The sequence below is a fragment of the Pseudomonas sp. NFR16 genome, from assembly GCF_900108875.1.
In the GTDB taxonomy this organism is placed as follows: Bacteria; Pseudomonadota; Gammaproteobacteria; order Pseudomonadales; family Pseudomonadaceae; genus Aquipseudomonas.
The window spans coordinates 236,253-250,730 of sequence record NZ_FNYJ01000004.1 but is presented as its reverse complement, the minus strand read 5'-3'; the positions used below and the strand labels follow the sequence as shown (position 1 = coordinate 250,730).

At 61.7% G+C, this 14,478-nt stretch carries 8 protein-coding genes; 6 read left to right on the top strand and 2 right to left on the bottom strand.

Features of this window, described 5'->3' with window-relative positions:
- Positions 1-130 precede the first annotated feature (130 nt).
- A complete protein-coding gene (locus BMZ10_RS17220) occupies positions 131-1,795 on the bottom strand; it encodes a response regulator (RefSeq protein ID WP_093464826.1) in 1,665 nt (554 codons plus the stop codon).
- A 444-nt stretch (positions 1,796-2,239) separates the two neighbouring features.
- On the opposite strand from BMZ10_RS17220, the gene BMZ10_RS17215 reads away from it, so the two are divergent.
- From BMZ10_RS17215 to BMZ10_RS17195, 5 genes are all read left to right on the top strand, one after another.
- Entirely contained in the window at positions 2,240-3,331 is a 1,092-nt protein-coding gene (locus tag BMZ10_RS17215) for a DUF2333 family protein (RefSeq protein ID WP_093464823.1), read from the top strand.
- A gap of 3 nt (positions 3,332-3,334) precedes the next feature.
- On the top strand, positions 3,335-3,880 hold the full coding sequence (locus tag BMZ10_RS17210) for an NUDIX hydrolase (RefSeq protein WP_093464820.1): 546 nt from the start codon (positions 3,335-3,337) through the stop codon (positions 3,878-3,880).
- A gap of 185 nt (positions 3,881-4,065) precedes the next feature.
- Positions 4,066-4,437, top strand: coding sequence for a translation initiation factor Sui1 (locus BMZ10_RS17205; RefSeq protein ID WP_093464818.1), 372 nt, complete (start codon positions 4,066-4,068; stop codon positions 4,435-4,437).
- A gap of 184 nt (positions 4,438-4,621) precedes the next feature.
- A complete protein-coding gene (gene speA, locus BMZ10_RS17200) occupies positions 4,622-6,535 on the top strand; it encodes an arginine decarboxylase (protein WP_093464815.1) in 1,914 nt (637 codons plus the stop codon).
- A 228-nt stretch (positions 6,536-6,763) separates the two neighbouring features.
- Entirely contained in the window at positions 6,764-7,981 is a 1,218-nt protein-coding gene (locus BMZ10_RS17195) for a contractile injection system protein, VgrG/Pvc8 family (protein WP_093464812.1), read from the top strand.
- Here the strand turns inward: BMZ10_RS17195 and BMZ10_RS17190 are convergent.
- Entirely contained in the window at positions 7,978-9,315 is a 1,338-nt protein-coding gene (locus BMZ10_RS17190; RefSeq protein ID WP_093464809.1) for an MATE family efflux transporter, read from the bottom strand. The two genes, BMZ10_RS17195 and BMZ10_RS17190, sit on opposite strands and share 4 nt — an antisense overlap.
- 149 nt (positions 9,316-9,464) lie before the next feature.
- On the opposite strand from BMZ10_RS17190, the gene BMZ10_RS17185 reads away from it, so the two are divergent.
- Positions 9,465-14,387 (top strand): alpha-2-macroglobulin family protein, encoded by a 4,923-nt coding sequence (locus BMZ10_RS17185; protein ID WP_093464806.1) that lies wholly within the window; start codon positions 9,465-9,467, stop codon positions 14,385-14,387.
- The last annotated feature ends 91 nt before the right edge of the window (positions 14,388-14,478 follow it).

Here is a 14,478-nt window from a genome sequence, read left to right as displayed (position 1 = left end):
GGTGGTCTCGCATGACAAAAGTCCGCGCATGATAGCGGAGTGTTTGCAGGCGTGCAGGCGCACGGCGTCGTGCAGAATATTTGCGTGCTGACGAAGCCCGTGGGTCGGCTCGGTGGCGATGGCGGGGTGACTAAACGATATCAGCCGGTGTGTGTTTGCTCGCACCGGACGAAACGAATCCGTCCTGCAACCCGTGCACCTGATTGCGGCCGGCCTTTTTCGCCCGGTACAGCGCCTCGTCGGCCTGAGACGCCATCATCAGTGCGTCGTCGTGTTCGCCCAGCTCGACGACACCGGCGCTGAACGTGCAGAACAGGTCGACAGGCTGAGCGGGGTAATGGATTTCGGCGAAGCGACGACGAATTTCATCGAGGACGTCATGAGCGGCCTGCAGATCGGTGTCGGGCATGACGACGGCAAATTCCTCACCGCCGTAACGACCGATGTAGTCAGTCTTGCGCAGCCGCTGCTTGAGAAACAGTGCGAGGCTTTTGATCACCCGATCGCCCATGGGGTGGCCGTGGCTGTCATTGACCTTCTTGAAATGATCGATATCGAGCATCGCAAAGCTCAGCGGCTTGCTTTCGCGACGCGCCCGAAAGCTGCAGTCTTCCAGCAATTGCAGGATGTGGGTGTGGTTGTACAGCCCCGTCAGACTGTCGCGCACCATCCGTGCCTTGAGGTTGCGCGCTCGCGCGGCGCGGTTGCGAACGGTGGTGATCAGATGGCGCGGCTTGATCGGTTTGGTCAGGAAGTCATCGCCGCCTTCGCTCATGGCGTCGAGCTGTTTGTCCAGATCGTCTTCGGCGGACAGATAAATGATCGGCACGCTGACATAGCGGTCGTTGTGGCGAATGACCTTCGCCAGCTCAGTACCCGTGCAACCGGGCATGTACATGTCGAGAATGATCAGATCAGGCTGGAAATCTGCCAGCTCGGCCATCGTCTGAATGGGATCGAACAATGTCCGCGTGACGATTCCGGCGCTGTTGAGCAGGCGCTCGGTGTGCGTGGCCTGGGCGCGGGAGTCATCGATCACCAGCACCTTGTAGGGCTCATATTGGGCCACGCGGGTGAGGATTTCGATCTTCTCCAGCAGGCTCGAGGCTTCGAGTGTCCCGGTCAGAAACTCTTCGCCGCCTGCGCGCACGGCGGCCAGTCGCGTCGGAGTGTCAGTCTCGTGATGACTGAAAAACAGCAGCGGCAGTCTCTGCTCAAGCCCTTCCTGCATTTTCGACGCGAGCTTGAGGCCTTCGCCGACGCCGCCGAAGTCCACGTCCATCACCACCGCCGCAGGCAATCGCTCGGCGAGCGTTGCGTGAAAGGCGTTGACGCTGTCCAGTGACTGCGCGCTCAGGCCGAAGAATTCCAGCTGTTTGGCCAGGCGTTCGCCTCGTTCGTGGTCTTGCAACACGATGTAAATCGGTTTGCGAAGGGGCGGCAAGGAAGTCTGATCCAGTCGGTCGCCATGCCTCAGGCCGGTGCGGGACAGCCGCTGCATCAGGCGATTGAGGTCAGTGATCAGCAAGCTGCTCAGCCGGCCGCGATTGGCTTCCACATCGGCCAGCGACTGTCCGATTGCCGTCGCCAGCTGCGCATGCTCGAACTGCTCGAAACGCTCTGCAAAGCGCAATAGCCGCTGATTGGCTTCGCTCAATTCCGCCAGATCCGAAGCCGACCACTCGCTTTGCTGCAGGCGCTGCCAGACCTCCAGGATCTGACGAGCCTGGTGGATGACGCGCTGGGCGAAGTGATGTTTAAGGCGGTCGCGGCTCGGATCTTCTGCTTCAGTCATATCCTGACTACTTATAGGGGAAACCCCGATACAAATGCTGGCGCTATGCTAGCACTACTTTTATCGCCCAAGTGCACCGCAAGTCATTTTGTTGTCATTTTTTCAGACCTTGGGGCGTCAATTTTCCAGCTGTCGTTGCGAGTTCTGTGCCTAAGCTGACGGAAATTTGATGAGTAGCACGTAACAATAGGCGCCTGAGCTTCCCGGCTTGAGCCGGGAAATCCCTGACCTTATGCGAAGAGGGTCGGGCAGAACCCGGTTAGATGAACGTCATCGGCCGCGCTATGGGGTGACGAACATGAAGGTCTCCATGTGCAGGCGCGACGATGACGTTCCCGGACGCGTCGGTAATGCAACTGGACAACGGGTCGCGTTCCTGCCAAACGCACCTTGCTGTAAGGTTGCGGTCAGAAGCACTGAATTCGTGACTGAAAGGACAAGGCCATGCTGGATTGGAAGAAGCGCTCGGGCAGCGCGGGAACTGAACGCGTTGACGAGAAGCCGGTGGGCAAGGCGCCTCGAGGTTATTGGGGCGGTCTGTTCTTCAGCCGTGCGGTGGGCGCGGTGGTTGGCATCTACCTCGTCGTGACCATCGTGCTGGGTGTCTGGTGGAGCAGTGAACCGGCGCTGTTCCCGGTTCAGCAGCAGGCGCAAGCGGCCGCTGAGCGTGAAGGCAAGCAGATGGTGATCGGTTACACCACCGTCGAAACCCTCAAAACCGTCGCTTCGACGCTGCTGGACAAGCCCGGCGGCTACATTTCCAACGACCGTTTTCCTCCGGGATTGTGGTTGGACAACACGCCAAGCTGGGAATACGGCGTGCTGGTTCAAGTCCGTGACCTGAGCCGGGCCCTGCGCAAGGACTTCGCCCGCTCCCAGTCGCAGTCGGCTGAAGATGGCGATCTGGCGCGCGCCGAACCGCTGTTCAACTTCGACAACAAAAGCTGGGTGCTGCCTTCGAGCGAATCGCAGTACCGCGATGGTATCGCTGCATTGAGCCGATATCAGGCACGCCTGTCCGACCCGAACCAGAAAGGCGCACTGTTCTACACCCGTGCCGACAACCTCAATAACTGGCTGGGCGACGTGGGCACGCGCCTCGGTTCGCTGTCTCAGCGTCTGTCTGCCAGCGTTGGCCGCGTCAAACTCAACAGCACGCTGAAAACCGAGGCGCAGTCCACCGTGACCGTGAAACCGGGCGAAGTGCCGCAGGTAGACGAAGAGATCGTCGAGACCCCATGGATGCAGATCGACAACGTGTTCTATGAAGCGCGTGGTCAGGCCTGGGCGCTGTCGCATCTGCTGCGTGCTATCGAAGTGGACTTCGCTGACGTGCTGGCGAAGAAAAACGCAACGGTCAGCGTGCGTCAGATCATTCGCGAGCTGGAGGCTTCGCAGGAGCCGATGTGGAGCCCGGTGATTCTCAACGGCAGCCCGTTCGGCGTGTTCGCCAACCACTCTCTGGTCATGGCCAATTACCTGTCGCGAGCCAACGCGGCGGTTATTGACCTGCGCCAGTTGTTGTCCCAGGGCTGATCGGTGTCGGTTTCGGATCAGGAAGTGGCTCATCGTGCGGCCTCCGATGCCGAGCTGATCGCGTGGGTTGATCGGCAGGATCAACTGCTCGGTGCGCTGCCGCGTGCCGAGTTGCGCGAACGAGGGCTGATCGGGCGTGGCACCTACATCCTGCTGTTCAATTCCTCCGGTGAGCTTTGTGTGCACCAGCGCACGCTGAGCAAGGCGATCTATCCGGGCTACTGGGATGTGGCGGCCGGAGGCATGGTTCAGGCGGATGAAACGTACGCGGAGTCCGCCGCGCGGGAGCTGGAAGAAGAGCTGGGTGTGTCGGGCGTCGAACTCACCGCTCACGAGCGGTTCTTCTTCGATCAGCCAGGCAACCGTCTGTGGTGCGCGGTGTTTTCAGCGGTCTGGGACGGACCCTTGAAATTGCAGCCTGAGGAAGTTATCCAGGCGCGGTTTATCGGCATCGAGCAGGTGCTGCTCGAAACCGTCGAAAAGCCTTATTGCCCGGACTCTCTGGCCGCGTTGAAGCGCTATTTGGGCGACGTCGCAAATGTCCCGTAAATTGGCGCATATTTGCACTTAGCAACGCCGCTTTTTGCCGTTACACTGCGCGACTTTTCAAGCTGGACCGCCCTTGCGGTCCAGTAGCGCTGCCCCTGCCTGAGTGGGGCTTCGCGGTCGGCCCGCAGACTGGTGTTCTGACGCTCTGCCCGACCAGACTTTGGTCCTCAAGAAGAGGATTGCCAGTGGCCAAAAAAGCCGCATCGTTCGCCGCCCTCGGTGGCCTGGTATTTTCAACCGACGCCGGTCGGCATTGTCCCGAATGCCGTCAGCCTGTCGACGCCTGCACTTGCAAAACGTCGGTCATCGCGCAGGGTGATGGCATCGCCCGTGTTCGCCGCGAAAGCAAAGGCCGTGGCGGCAAGACGGTGACGACCATCACCGGCGTGCCATTGGCCGAAGACGCGCTCAAGGAATTGGCGACTACGCTCAAGCGTCGATGCGGCACCGGCGGCGCGCTCAAGGATGGCGTGATCGAGATCCAGGGCGATCACGTCGAGACGCTGCTGGCCGAGCTGTTCAAGCAAGGCTTCAAGGCGAAAAAGTCGGGCGGCTGAGTCGTCTGGTCTTCCCGCCCCGGTTTCCGCTGTCGGTCTGGCGCTGCCCCGTCAAAGCAAACTCTGTCTGTTCTCGTGGGTCTACTGCCCCATGCGGGCTGGCGCCAAACCGTCATTTCCACTCTTTACACTGCGCCCAGCCGGTCATGGCTGGCGCTTTATGACTTCTATATAGGGGACTTCGATGTCCGTACGACGCACACGCAAAGACGATGGCAGCCAATGGACCGTGGCGGACAGCCGCAGTGTCTACGGAATTCGTCATTGGGGGGCCGGTTACTTTGCAATCAACGAAGCCGGCCGCGTTGAAGTTCGCCCCAATGGCCCGGGCAGTTCGCCCATCGACCTGTACGAGCAAGTCGACGAGCTGCGCAAAAGCGGCTTGTCCCTGCCGCTGCTGGTCCGCTTTCCTGACATCCTGCAAGACCGCGTGCGTCAGTTGACCGGTGCGTTCGACGAAAACATCGCGCGCCTCGAATACCAGAGCAAGTACACCGCGCTGTACCCGATCAAGGTCAACCAGCAGGAAGCGGTGGTCGAGAACATCATCGCCACGCAAGACGTTTCCATCGGCCTGGAGGCCGGCTCCAAGCCAGAACTGATGGCCGTGCTGGCGCTGGCCCCCAAGGGCGGCACCATCGTCTGCAACGGTTACAAGGACCGCGAGTTCATCCGTCTGGCATTGATGGGTCAAAAGCTGGGCCACAACGTTTTCATCGTCATCGAGAAAGAATCCGAAGTCGAGCTGGTGATTGAAGAAGCCGCTGAGCTCAAGGTGGCGCCACAAGTCGGGCTTCGCGTGCGCCTGTCGTCGCTGGCGTCGAGCAAGTGGGCCGACACCGGTGGTGAAAAATCGAAGTTCGGCCTGTCCGCCGCGCAATTGCTGTCGGTGGTCGAGCGCTTCACCAAGGCGGGTCTGGACCAAGGCATTCGGCTGTTGCACTTCCACATGGGGTCGCAGATCGCCAATCTGGCGGACTATCAGCACGGCTTCAAAGAAGCGATCCGCTACTACGGCGAGCTGCGCAATCTGGGCCTGCCGGTGGATCACATCGACGTGGGCGGCGGGCTGGGTGTGGATTACGACGGTACCCACTCGCGCAATGCCAGCTCGATCAACTACGACATGGATGACTACGCCGGTGTCGTGGTGGGCATGTTGAAAGAATTCTGTGATGCCCAGGGTCTGCCGCATCCGCACATTTTCTCCGAAAGCGGTCGCTCGTTGACGGCGCACCACGCGATGCTGGTGATTCAGGTTACCGACGTCGAACGTCACAACGACGAAGTGCCGGAAATCACTGACAAGGAAAGCCTGCCCGAAACCCTGCAGTGGCTGGTGGACCTGCTCGGCCCGACCGACATCGAGATGGTCACCGAAACGTACTGGCGTGCAACGCACTACATGAGCGACATTGCGGCGCAGTATTCGGACGGCAAGATCACCCTGGCGCAAAAAGCGTTGGGCGAGCAGTGTTATTTCGCGGTCTGTCGTCGCCTGCACAACTCGCTCAAGGCGCGTCAGCGTTCGCATCGTCAGGTGCTGGACGAGCTCAACGACAAGCTGGCCGACAAGTACATCTGCAACTTCTCGGTGTTCCAGAGCCTGCCGGACACCTGGGCGATCGATCAGGTACTGCCGATTATCCCGCTGCACCGTCTGGACGAAGAGCCGCTGCGTCGCGCAGTGTTGCAGGATCTGACCTGCGACTCCGATGGCAAGATCAACCAGTACGTCGACGAGCAAAGCATCGAGACCAGCTTGCCCGTGCACGCTTTGAACGAAGGCGAAGACTATCTGCTGGGTGTGTTCCTGGTGGGCGCGTATCAGGAAATTCTCGGCGACATGCACAACCTGTTCGGCGATACCGACTCGGTGAACATCTATCAGAATGCCGATGGCAGCGCCTACTCGGCCGGCATTGAAACCCACGACACCATCGAAGACATGCTGCGTTACGTGCACCTGTCGCCGGAGGAGCTGATGACCCATTACCGGGACAAAGTCGCGAGCGCCAAGATCAGTCCGCGCGAGCGCACCCAGTATCTGGATGCGCTGCGTCTGGGCCTGACACGGTCCTCGTACTTGTCTTCCTGACACGCCTGCCGGCTGACCGAAACGGGCCCTTCACGGGCCCGTTTTTTTTTGGCTGCCGACGATCCAATGCGACGTTGGCAGAGCCAGGAGGAAAGCGACTCCTACAGATTTTTCCGGCTTTGCTGTCCTCTGCTGTAGGTCCTTTCCTGTTCTGCATTTGTGCCCTCTACTTGGCGCATTTTCTCCGCCAGAATCCGCGGCCACTCACCAGCCGAGGTCATCCGCGCCATGCAATCCCTTGTCAACGCCACGGGGCTGCGTCTGGACATCCAGCGCCCCAAACGCTCATTCGAGGTGCTGTCATGCAAGGGCGCCGAGCCGTTCAACCGCCCTTATTTCTTTGAACTCCAGATCGTCAGCGAGCAGGGCCCGCTGGACGCGCACGAGTTTCTGTTCAGCGCGGGCTTCCTGCATCCGCACCCCTCGCAGCCCTGTATCCATGGGCACATTCAGAGCATCGTGCGCAGCGGTGGCGGGTCGGGGCACTCCCAGTCGCAAGGGCAGGCGCCGACTCGTTACGACATCACGTTTGGTCCCCGTCTGGGCCTGATGGCTTTCCGGCACAACCGCCGGATCTTTCAAGGCATGTGTGCCAGAGCAATCATCGCGCAGCTGTTGCACGAGCATGGCATCGCCGATGGCCTTTACCTCTGGCAGCGCGCTCTGCCCTGCGCAACTCGTGACTACTGCGCGCAGTATTTCGAAAGCGATCTTCAGCTGCTTCAGCGGTTATGCGAAGAGGAGGGCGTGCACTATCGCTTCGAGCATTCGCCGAAGCGGCACGTCGTCATCTTCGTCGACGCGCCCCCTGATCGTCCGAGTGCGCAGCCGCCCCGCGCAAGCAGTCGATCGCGCGGCAATGCGGCTGGCAAAACCGCCTCGCCCCTGCGCAGCCGCGCCACCCTGCAACGCGCATGCGTGGCAGGCGAGCTGTTTTCGCTCGCCACACATGATGAAAAGGGCCGGATAAAAGTGCGTTTTGAGTGGGGCCATCAGGGCGAGGGCGCGCGTTTCAACGATTGCTGGATCGTGCTGGCCGATCATCTTGATCGGCGCCCCGAGCAGTGGTGGGGCGGGATGGAGGTCGTGGTCGATTTCGTCGATGGCGATCCGGATCGTCCTTACATCAGTGACAGGCTGTGGGACCCCGACATCAATCCGCAGACCTGCCCCGATCCGGAAGCGTCACGGCGCATGATCACCACGCGAATCAATCCTTCGATGCTGATGGATGACACGCACGAAGTGTGCGTCGACGACCGATTGGTCGTGCGCATGGCCCAACATTCGGAAATGCGTTTTCGGGTCGGCAACAGCGAAGTCACGATCGATTCTAAGAGCATTTCCCTGAGCGGGCTGAGGATCATACTGACGTCCATCGCCGATGCCGCCGAGCACCGCAATGATCACACTACATTTCCAGGCTTGGCCGCGGGACCGTGTTAATCGAACCATCCGCCGCTGCGGTTCAGGCGTCTGGCAATGTACCCCAGCGTCAGCGCACGCAGCGTCATGAACAGCAGGAAAGCCAGCCACAGCCCGTGATTGCCGAAGCCGCTCGCCATCCAGGCGAACGGGACGGTCAGCGCTGCGGTGACCAGCATCGCATTGCGCATTTCCCGGGCGCGGGTGGCGCCGATGAACAGGCCGTCCAGCAGGTAACTCCAGACGGCCAGCAGCGGCAATACGGCCAGATACGGCAGGTAAATGAAGGCGATCTGACGCACGGCTTCGATGTTGGTCTGCATCTCGACGAACAGGTGCCCGGTAAACAGAAAAATCACCGCGAAGGCAACACTGCAGATCAACGACCAGCCACCGGCGACATTCAGCGAGCGACGCAGCGCATCCCGATCCTTCGCCCCTATGGCGTGTCCGCAAAGCGCTTCCACCGCATGGGCCAGGCCGTCCAGTGCGTGGGCCATCACCAGTAGCCCGTTGAGCAGCAGCGCGTTGGCGGCCACGGTCGCATCACCCAGCCGCGCACCCTGCACCGTGACCAGGAAGAACACCGATTGCAGCACCAGGCTGCGAATGAAGATGTCGCGGTTCACCGCCAGCAGGGGCCGCCAGCTTTGCCAACGCTTGAGGGCCGACAGCGCCAGTTGCCCCGGATAGTCGCGCAGCCCCTTGTGTGTCAGCGCCAGGCCGAGCAGCGCGCCGATCCACTCGGCCAGCACCGACGCCCGCGCGCTGCCGACGACGCCCCAGTCCAGTCCGATGACGAACCACAGGTTCAGGGCGATGTTGACCGCGTTGGTGGTGAGCAGAATTACCAGCGGCGCCCGCGCGTTTTGCAGGCCGAGGAACCAGCCGACCAGCGCATAGCTGGCCAGTGCAGCCGGCAGGCCGAACAGGCGCGTGTGGAAGAACTCGCGGGTCAGGTCGTCAAGGTCGGACGAGGGCTGCATCATTCCGAGCGCCAGATGCTGGAATGGCAAACCGATCAGACCCAGCAGAACAGCGAACCCCATCGCCAGCAGCAGCCCTTGCAGCAGGACCTGGCGCAGCGCCGCGCCGTCGTTGCGGCCTGCAGCCTGCGCAGCGAATCCGGTGGTGCCCATGCGCAGAAAGCCCATGGCCCAGGCCAGAAAGCTGTACAAGGTACCGCCCACCGCCACGGCACCCAGTTGATGAGCGTGCGGCAGATGGCCGATCACTGTGCTGTCCACCAGCGAAACCAGTGGCACCGATATATTCGACAGAATCATGGGCGCCGCCAGCGCCCACACCTGTCGGTGAGTGACGCGGTCGCGCCAGTCAGTGATGAAATTGGACATGAAGACTCCCGCAGAAGGCCGGCATTGTAAGCCGACTGGCATGAGAACAAACGCACAAAGCCACGGTCTATTCCCGCGCCGCGCTTCACGAACAGGATTGCGGTGCTATAACTTCTGCTCCCTCATCACTGCCGCCCAATGAGTGCCTCATGCTTAACAAAGGATTGTTCCTGGCCTGCGCGCTGGTACTGCTCAGTGCCTGCGATTCCTCCACGTCCGATAAACCCGCACCTGCCCCGGCCCAGCCTGCGGCCCCTCAAGCAGCGGCGGTCGAGACGGCGAAACCCAAACCTGCTGTCGACCTTCCTGCGCTGAGCAAGCGTTACGCCGGACGCGAGCTGACCGTCGTCGATGTCTCGGAAGTCCAGCTCGACGGCGCCAGCACGCTTTCCTTGAGTTTCTCGGTGCCCCTGAATCCGGATCAGAAATTTGCCGAAAAGGTGCACCTGGTCGACAGCAAGGACGGCAAAGTGGATGGCGCATGGGAGCTGTCCGACAACCTGATGGAGTTGCGACTGCGGCACCTGGAGCCCAAGCGCAAGCTGGTGCTGACGATCGATGCTGGCTTGGTGGCCGTGAACAACAACGCGCTGGCTGCCGAGTATTCGGCCCGGCTCGAGACGTCCGATCTGCAAGCCACGGTCGGATTTGCCAGCCGCGGCAGTCTGCTGCCGACGCGCCTGGCGGAAGGGCTGCCAGTGATCGCGCTGAACGTCGACAAAGTGGACGTTGAATTCTTTCGCATCAAGCCCGATTCACTGCCTGCATTCCTGAGTGCGTGGGAAGGTTCGTCCAGCCTGCAGAGTTACGAGTCCCAGGAGCTGCTGCCCATGGCAGATCTGGTTTACGGCGGCCGGTTCGACCTCAATCCCGCCCGCAACACCCGCGAAACGGTGTTGCTGCCGATCGCGGGCCTCAAGCAACTGCAGCAGCCCGGGGTCTATCTGGCAGTGATGCGCGCGTCGGGCACTTACCACTATTCCCAGCCCGCGACGCTGTTCACGCTCAGCGATATCGGCTTGTCGGCGCATCGCTACGCCAACCGGGTGGACGTCTTCACTCAGGCGCTCGAAGGCGGCAAGGCGCTTGGCGGCGTCGATCTGGAACTCTACGACGACAAAGGCCGGGTGGTCGGCCAGGGCAAGACTGACAACGCAGGACATGCTGAACTGCCGCTGCCCGCCAAGGCTCAAGTGCTGCTCGCTCATCAGGGCGAGCAGACCAGCCTGTTGCGTCTGAACACCGCTGCGCTGGACCTGGCCGAATTCGATATCACCGGCCCGCAGGCCCACCCGTTGCAGTTCTTCATCTTTGGCCCGCGCGACCTGTATCGGCCAGGCGAAGTGGTGCTGCTCAACGGCCTGCTGCGCGACAGCGACGGCAAAAGTGTGAAACCGCAGCCGATCACAGTGGAAGTGCGTCGTCCGGATGAGCAGGTCAGTCGCAAGTTCGTGTGGGACGCCGATCCTTCCGGACTGTATCAATACCAACTGCAGTTGTCGGAGGAGGCCCCGACGGGTCGCTGGCAACTGGTCTTCGATCTGGGTGACGGCAAGCCGCAGCTTTACGAGTTCCAGGTTGAGGATTTTCTGCCAGAGCGTATGGCGCTGGAGCTCAAGGGCAGCGAAACGCCGTTGACGCCTGACGCGCCGCTGGACGTCGCCATTAATGGTCGCTATCTCTACGGTGCACCCGCATCGGGCAACCGGTTGACCGGCCAACTTTACGTGCGGCCGCTACGTGAGGCTGTTCCGGCGCTGCCGGGTTATCAGTTCGGTTCCGTGACCGAAGAAGACCTCAAGCAGGATCTCGAGATCGAAGACAGCACGCTGGACGCCAACGGCAAGCTCGATCTGAGTATCGACAGCCAGTGGGCCAAGGCCCGCTCGCCGCTGGAACTGGTGCTGCAAGCCAGCCTGCAGGAGTCGGGCGGTCGGCCGATCACCCGGCGCCTGACTCAGCCGGTCTGGCCGGCTGAAACCATGCCGGGCCTGCGCGGGCTGTTCGACGGTGAGGCCACCGACGGTGACGGCCCGGTGGAGTTCGAGGTGCTGATGGCCGATGCCCAAGGGCACAAACTGGCTGCCGACAACCTCAAGGTGCGCCTGGTGCGTGAGCGTCGGGACTACTACTGGAATTATTCCGACAGCGATGGCTGGAGCTATCACTACAACGAGAAATTCCTCAATCTTTCCGAAGAGACCCTCAGCGTGAAGAAGGACTCGACGGCGAAGATCAGTTTCCCGGTGGAGTGGGGCCCGTATCGCGTTGAAGTCGAGGATCCGGCCACCGGGTTGATCAGCAGCGTGCGGTTCTGGGCCGGTTATCGCTGGCAGGACAATGCCGAAGGCGGCGCAGTGCGGCCTGATCAGGTCAAGCTGGCGCTGGACAAACCGGCCTACGCCGACGGCGACACCGCGAAGGTGACAGTGACGCCACCCGCTGCCGGCAAAGGCTACCTGTTGGTCGAGTCAAGCGAAGGCCCGCTGTGGTGGCAAGAGATCGACGTGCCGGCTGAAGGCAAGGCCTTCGATGTTCCGCTGGACAAGAAATGGGCGCGGCATGACCTGTACGTCAGCGCCCTGGTGGTGCGTCCCGGCGAGCGCAAGGCCAACGTCACGCCCAAGCGCGCCGTGGGTGTCCTGCACCTGCCGCTGGACCGTTCGCAGCGCAAGCTGGCAGTCAGTATCACCGCGCCTGAGAAGATGCGGCCCAAGCAGCCGCTGAAACTCAAGGTTAACGCGAAGAACGCCGATGGCTCGGTTCCCAGGGATGTGCACGTGCTGGTTGCAGCGGTGGACGTCGGCATTCTCAATATCACCGAATACGCCACGCCGGATCCGTTCGCCAGCCTGTTCGGGCGCAAGGCGTATGGCGCCGACCAACTGGATGTCTACGGCCAACTGATCGAAGCCGGTCGCAATCGTCTGGCGAGTCTGGCGTTCGGCGGCGACGCTGCCCTTGCCAAGGGCGGCAAGCGCCCCGAAACCAGCGTGACCATCGTCGCGCTGCAAAGCGCGCCCGTGACGCTGAACGAGCAAGGCGACGCCGAAGTGAGCGTCGATATTCCCGACTTCAATGGCGAGCTGCGGATCATGGCGCAGGCCTGGACCGACGAACGCTACGGCATGGCTGAGGCTAAAACAGTGGTCGCAGCGCCGTTGATTGCCGAGCTTTCAGCGCCGCGATTCCTGGCGGGCGGCGACCAGACCAAGCTCGCGCTGGACCTGTCGAATCTGTCCGGCAAGGCTCAGAAGCTCAACGTACAGGTGACTGTCGACGGTCAGTTGAGTCTTGCCGACGGCGATGGCAGCAAGGCGCTGAGCCTGAGTCAGGGGCAGCGCACGACGTTGCAGATTCCGGTGAAGGCCCAGGGCGGTTTCGGCCAGGGCGTGATCAGAGTCACTGTCAACGGGCTGGATCTGCCGGGCGAGAACCTGCCGGCGTTTACCCGCGAATGGACCCTGGGTGTGCGGCCTGCATACCCGGCAATGCTCAGGCAGTATCGCGCCGTGCTCAAAGATCAGGCCTGGAGCTTGCCGGAAGGCGCACTCGACGCGTTCGAACCAGCAGGGCGCGAAGCCTTGCTGTCGGTGTCCAGTCGTCCGCCGCTGAACCTCGGTGAGCAGATCCGCGCCCTCAAGGCGTATCCCTACGGGTGTCTGGAACAGACCACAAGCGGCCTGTACCCGGCACTGTACGCGGATGCCGCGACGCTCAAACGCCTTGGTCTGGAAGGTGAGTCCGATGCCGAGCGCAAACGCAAGATCGAGCTTGGCATCGAGCGCCTGCTCGGCATGCAGCGCTACAACGGCAGCTTCGGCTTGTGGGGCGCGGACGGCGAAGAGGAATACTGGCTCACGGCTTACGTCACCGATTTCCTGCTGCGGGCTCGCGATCAAGGCTACGCAGTGCCGCCGGACGCCCTGAAGAAGGCCAACGAGCGCCTGCTGCGTTATCTGCAAGAGCGCAATCAGATCGAGGTCAATTACAGCGAAAATGCCGACCACACCCGCTTCGCGGTGCAGGCCTACGCTGGCCTTGTTCTGTCGCGCAGCCAGCAGGCGCCGCTGGGTGCGTTGCGCAGCCTGTTCGAGCGCCGTACGGACGCCCGTTCGGGCTTGCCACTGGTGCAGCTGTCTATCGCGCTGGAAAAAATGGGCGACAAACCGCGCGCCGATCAGGCATTGATGGCCGGTCTGGCGGCGGGGCGCAAGGCCGATGACTGGCTGGCCGACTATGGCAGCCCACTGCGTGATCAGGCGCTGATTCTGGCGTTGCTTGAGGAAAACAAGCTGGCGTCCGACAAGGTCGAGGAGCGGCTATTCGCACTGTCCGATCAGGTTGCCGCCAGCCGCTATCTGTCAACCCAGGAGCGCAACTCGCTGTTCCTCGCCGGGCGTGATCTGCTCGGCAAGCCGGAAGGCCAGTGGGCCGCGACGCTGAACAGCGGCAGCAACAATCGTGAGCTGAGCAACGACCAGCCTGGCGTCAAACTCGACAGTTCGGTGCTGGCGTCGCCGCTGACCGTGCAGAACGGCGGCAGTCAGACGCTCTATCAGCAGATGACGATTTCCGGCTATCCGTCCCAGCCTCCGGTCGCGGGCGGGGAGAACCTGGGCATCCGTCGCGAGTACCTGGGCATGGATGGCGAAGCGCTGAACCTCAACGCGCTGAAAAGCGGTGAGCTGGTGCTGGTGCATCTGGAAGTCAAAGCCAAGGAGCGTGTGCCGGATGCGCTGGTCGTGGACCTGCTGCCGGCAGGTCTTGAGATCGAGAACCAGAATCTTGCGCAAAGCTCCGCCAGCCTCGAGGACGCCAGCGATTCAGTGAAGCAATGGCGTGAGTCCATGGAGAATGCCGGGGTCAAGCATCAGGAGTTCCGTGGCGATCGTTACGTTGCGGCGGTGGACCTGCAGGGATTCAATACCGTTCACTTGCTGTACCTGGCGCGAGCCGTGACACCGGGCACCTACCGTGTGCCGCCGCCGCAAGTGGAGTCGATGTACCGGCCAAACTGGCAAGCACTGGGCGATGCGCCTGCTCAGTTGGTGGTAAAAGGGAAGAAGTAAGACGCGCAGATGCAATGTTCTGTTGGAGCGTGGCTTGTCCCGCGATCGGCGACGAAGTCGCCGTAACCCTGTGAATGCGAAGTCTCAGACA

Coding starts and splice junctions, on each gene's coding strand:
- BMZ10_RS17220 (WP_093464826.1), bottom strand. CDS start 1,795: ATGACTGAAGCAGAAGATCCGAGCCGCGACCGCCTTAAACATCACTTC.
- BMZ10_RS17185 (WP_093464806.1), top strand. CDS start 9,465: ATGCTTAACAAAGGATTGTTCCTGGCCTGCGCGCTGGTACTGCTCAGT.
- BMZ10_RS17195 (WP_093464812.1), top strand. CDS start 6,764: ATGCAATCCCTTGTCAACGCCACGGGGCTGCGTCTGGACATCCAGCGC.
- speA (WP_093464815.1), top strand. CDS start 4,622: ATGTCCGTACGACGCACACGCAAAGACGATGGCAGCCAATGGACCGTG.
- BMZ10_RS17190 (WP_093464809.1), bottom strand. CDS start 9,315: ATGTCCAATTTCATCACTGACTGGCGCGACCGCGTCACTCACCGACAG.
- BMZ10_RS17215 (WP_093464823.1), top strand. CDS start 2,240: ATGCTGGATTGGAAGAAGCGCTCGGGCAGCGCGGGAACTGAACGCGTT.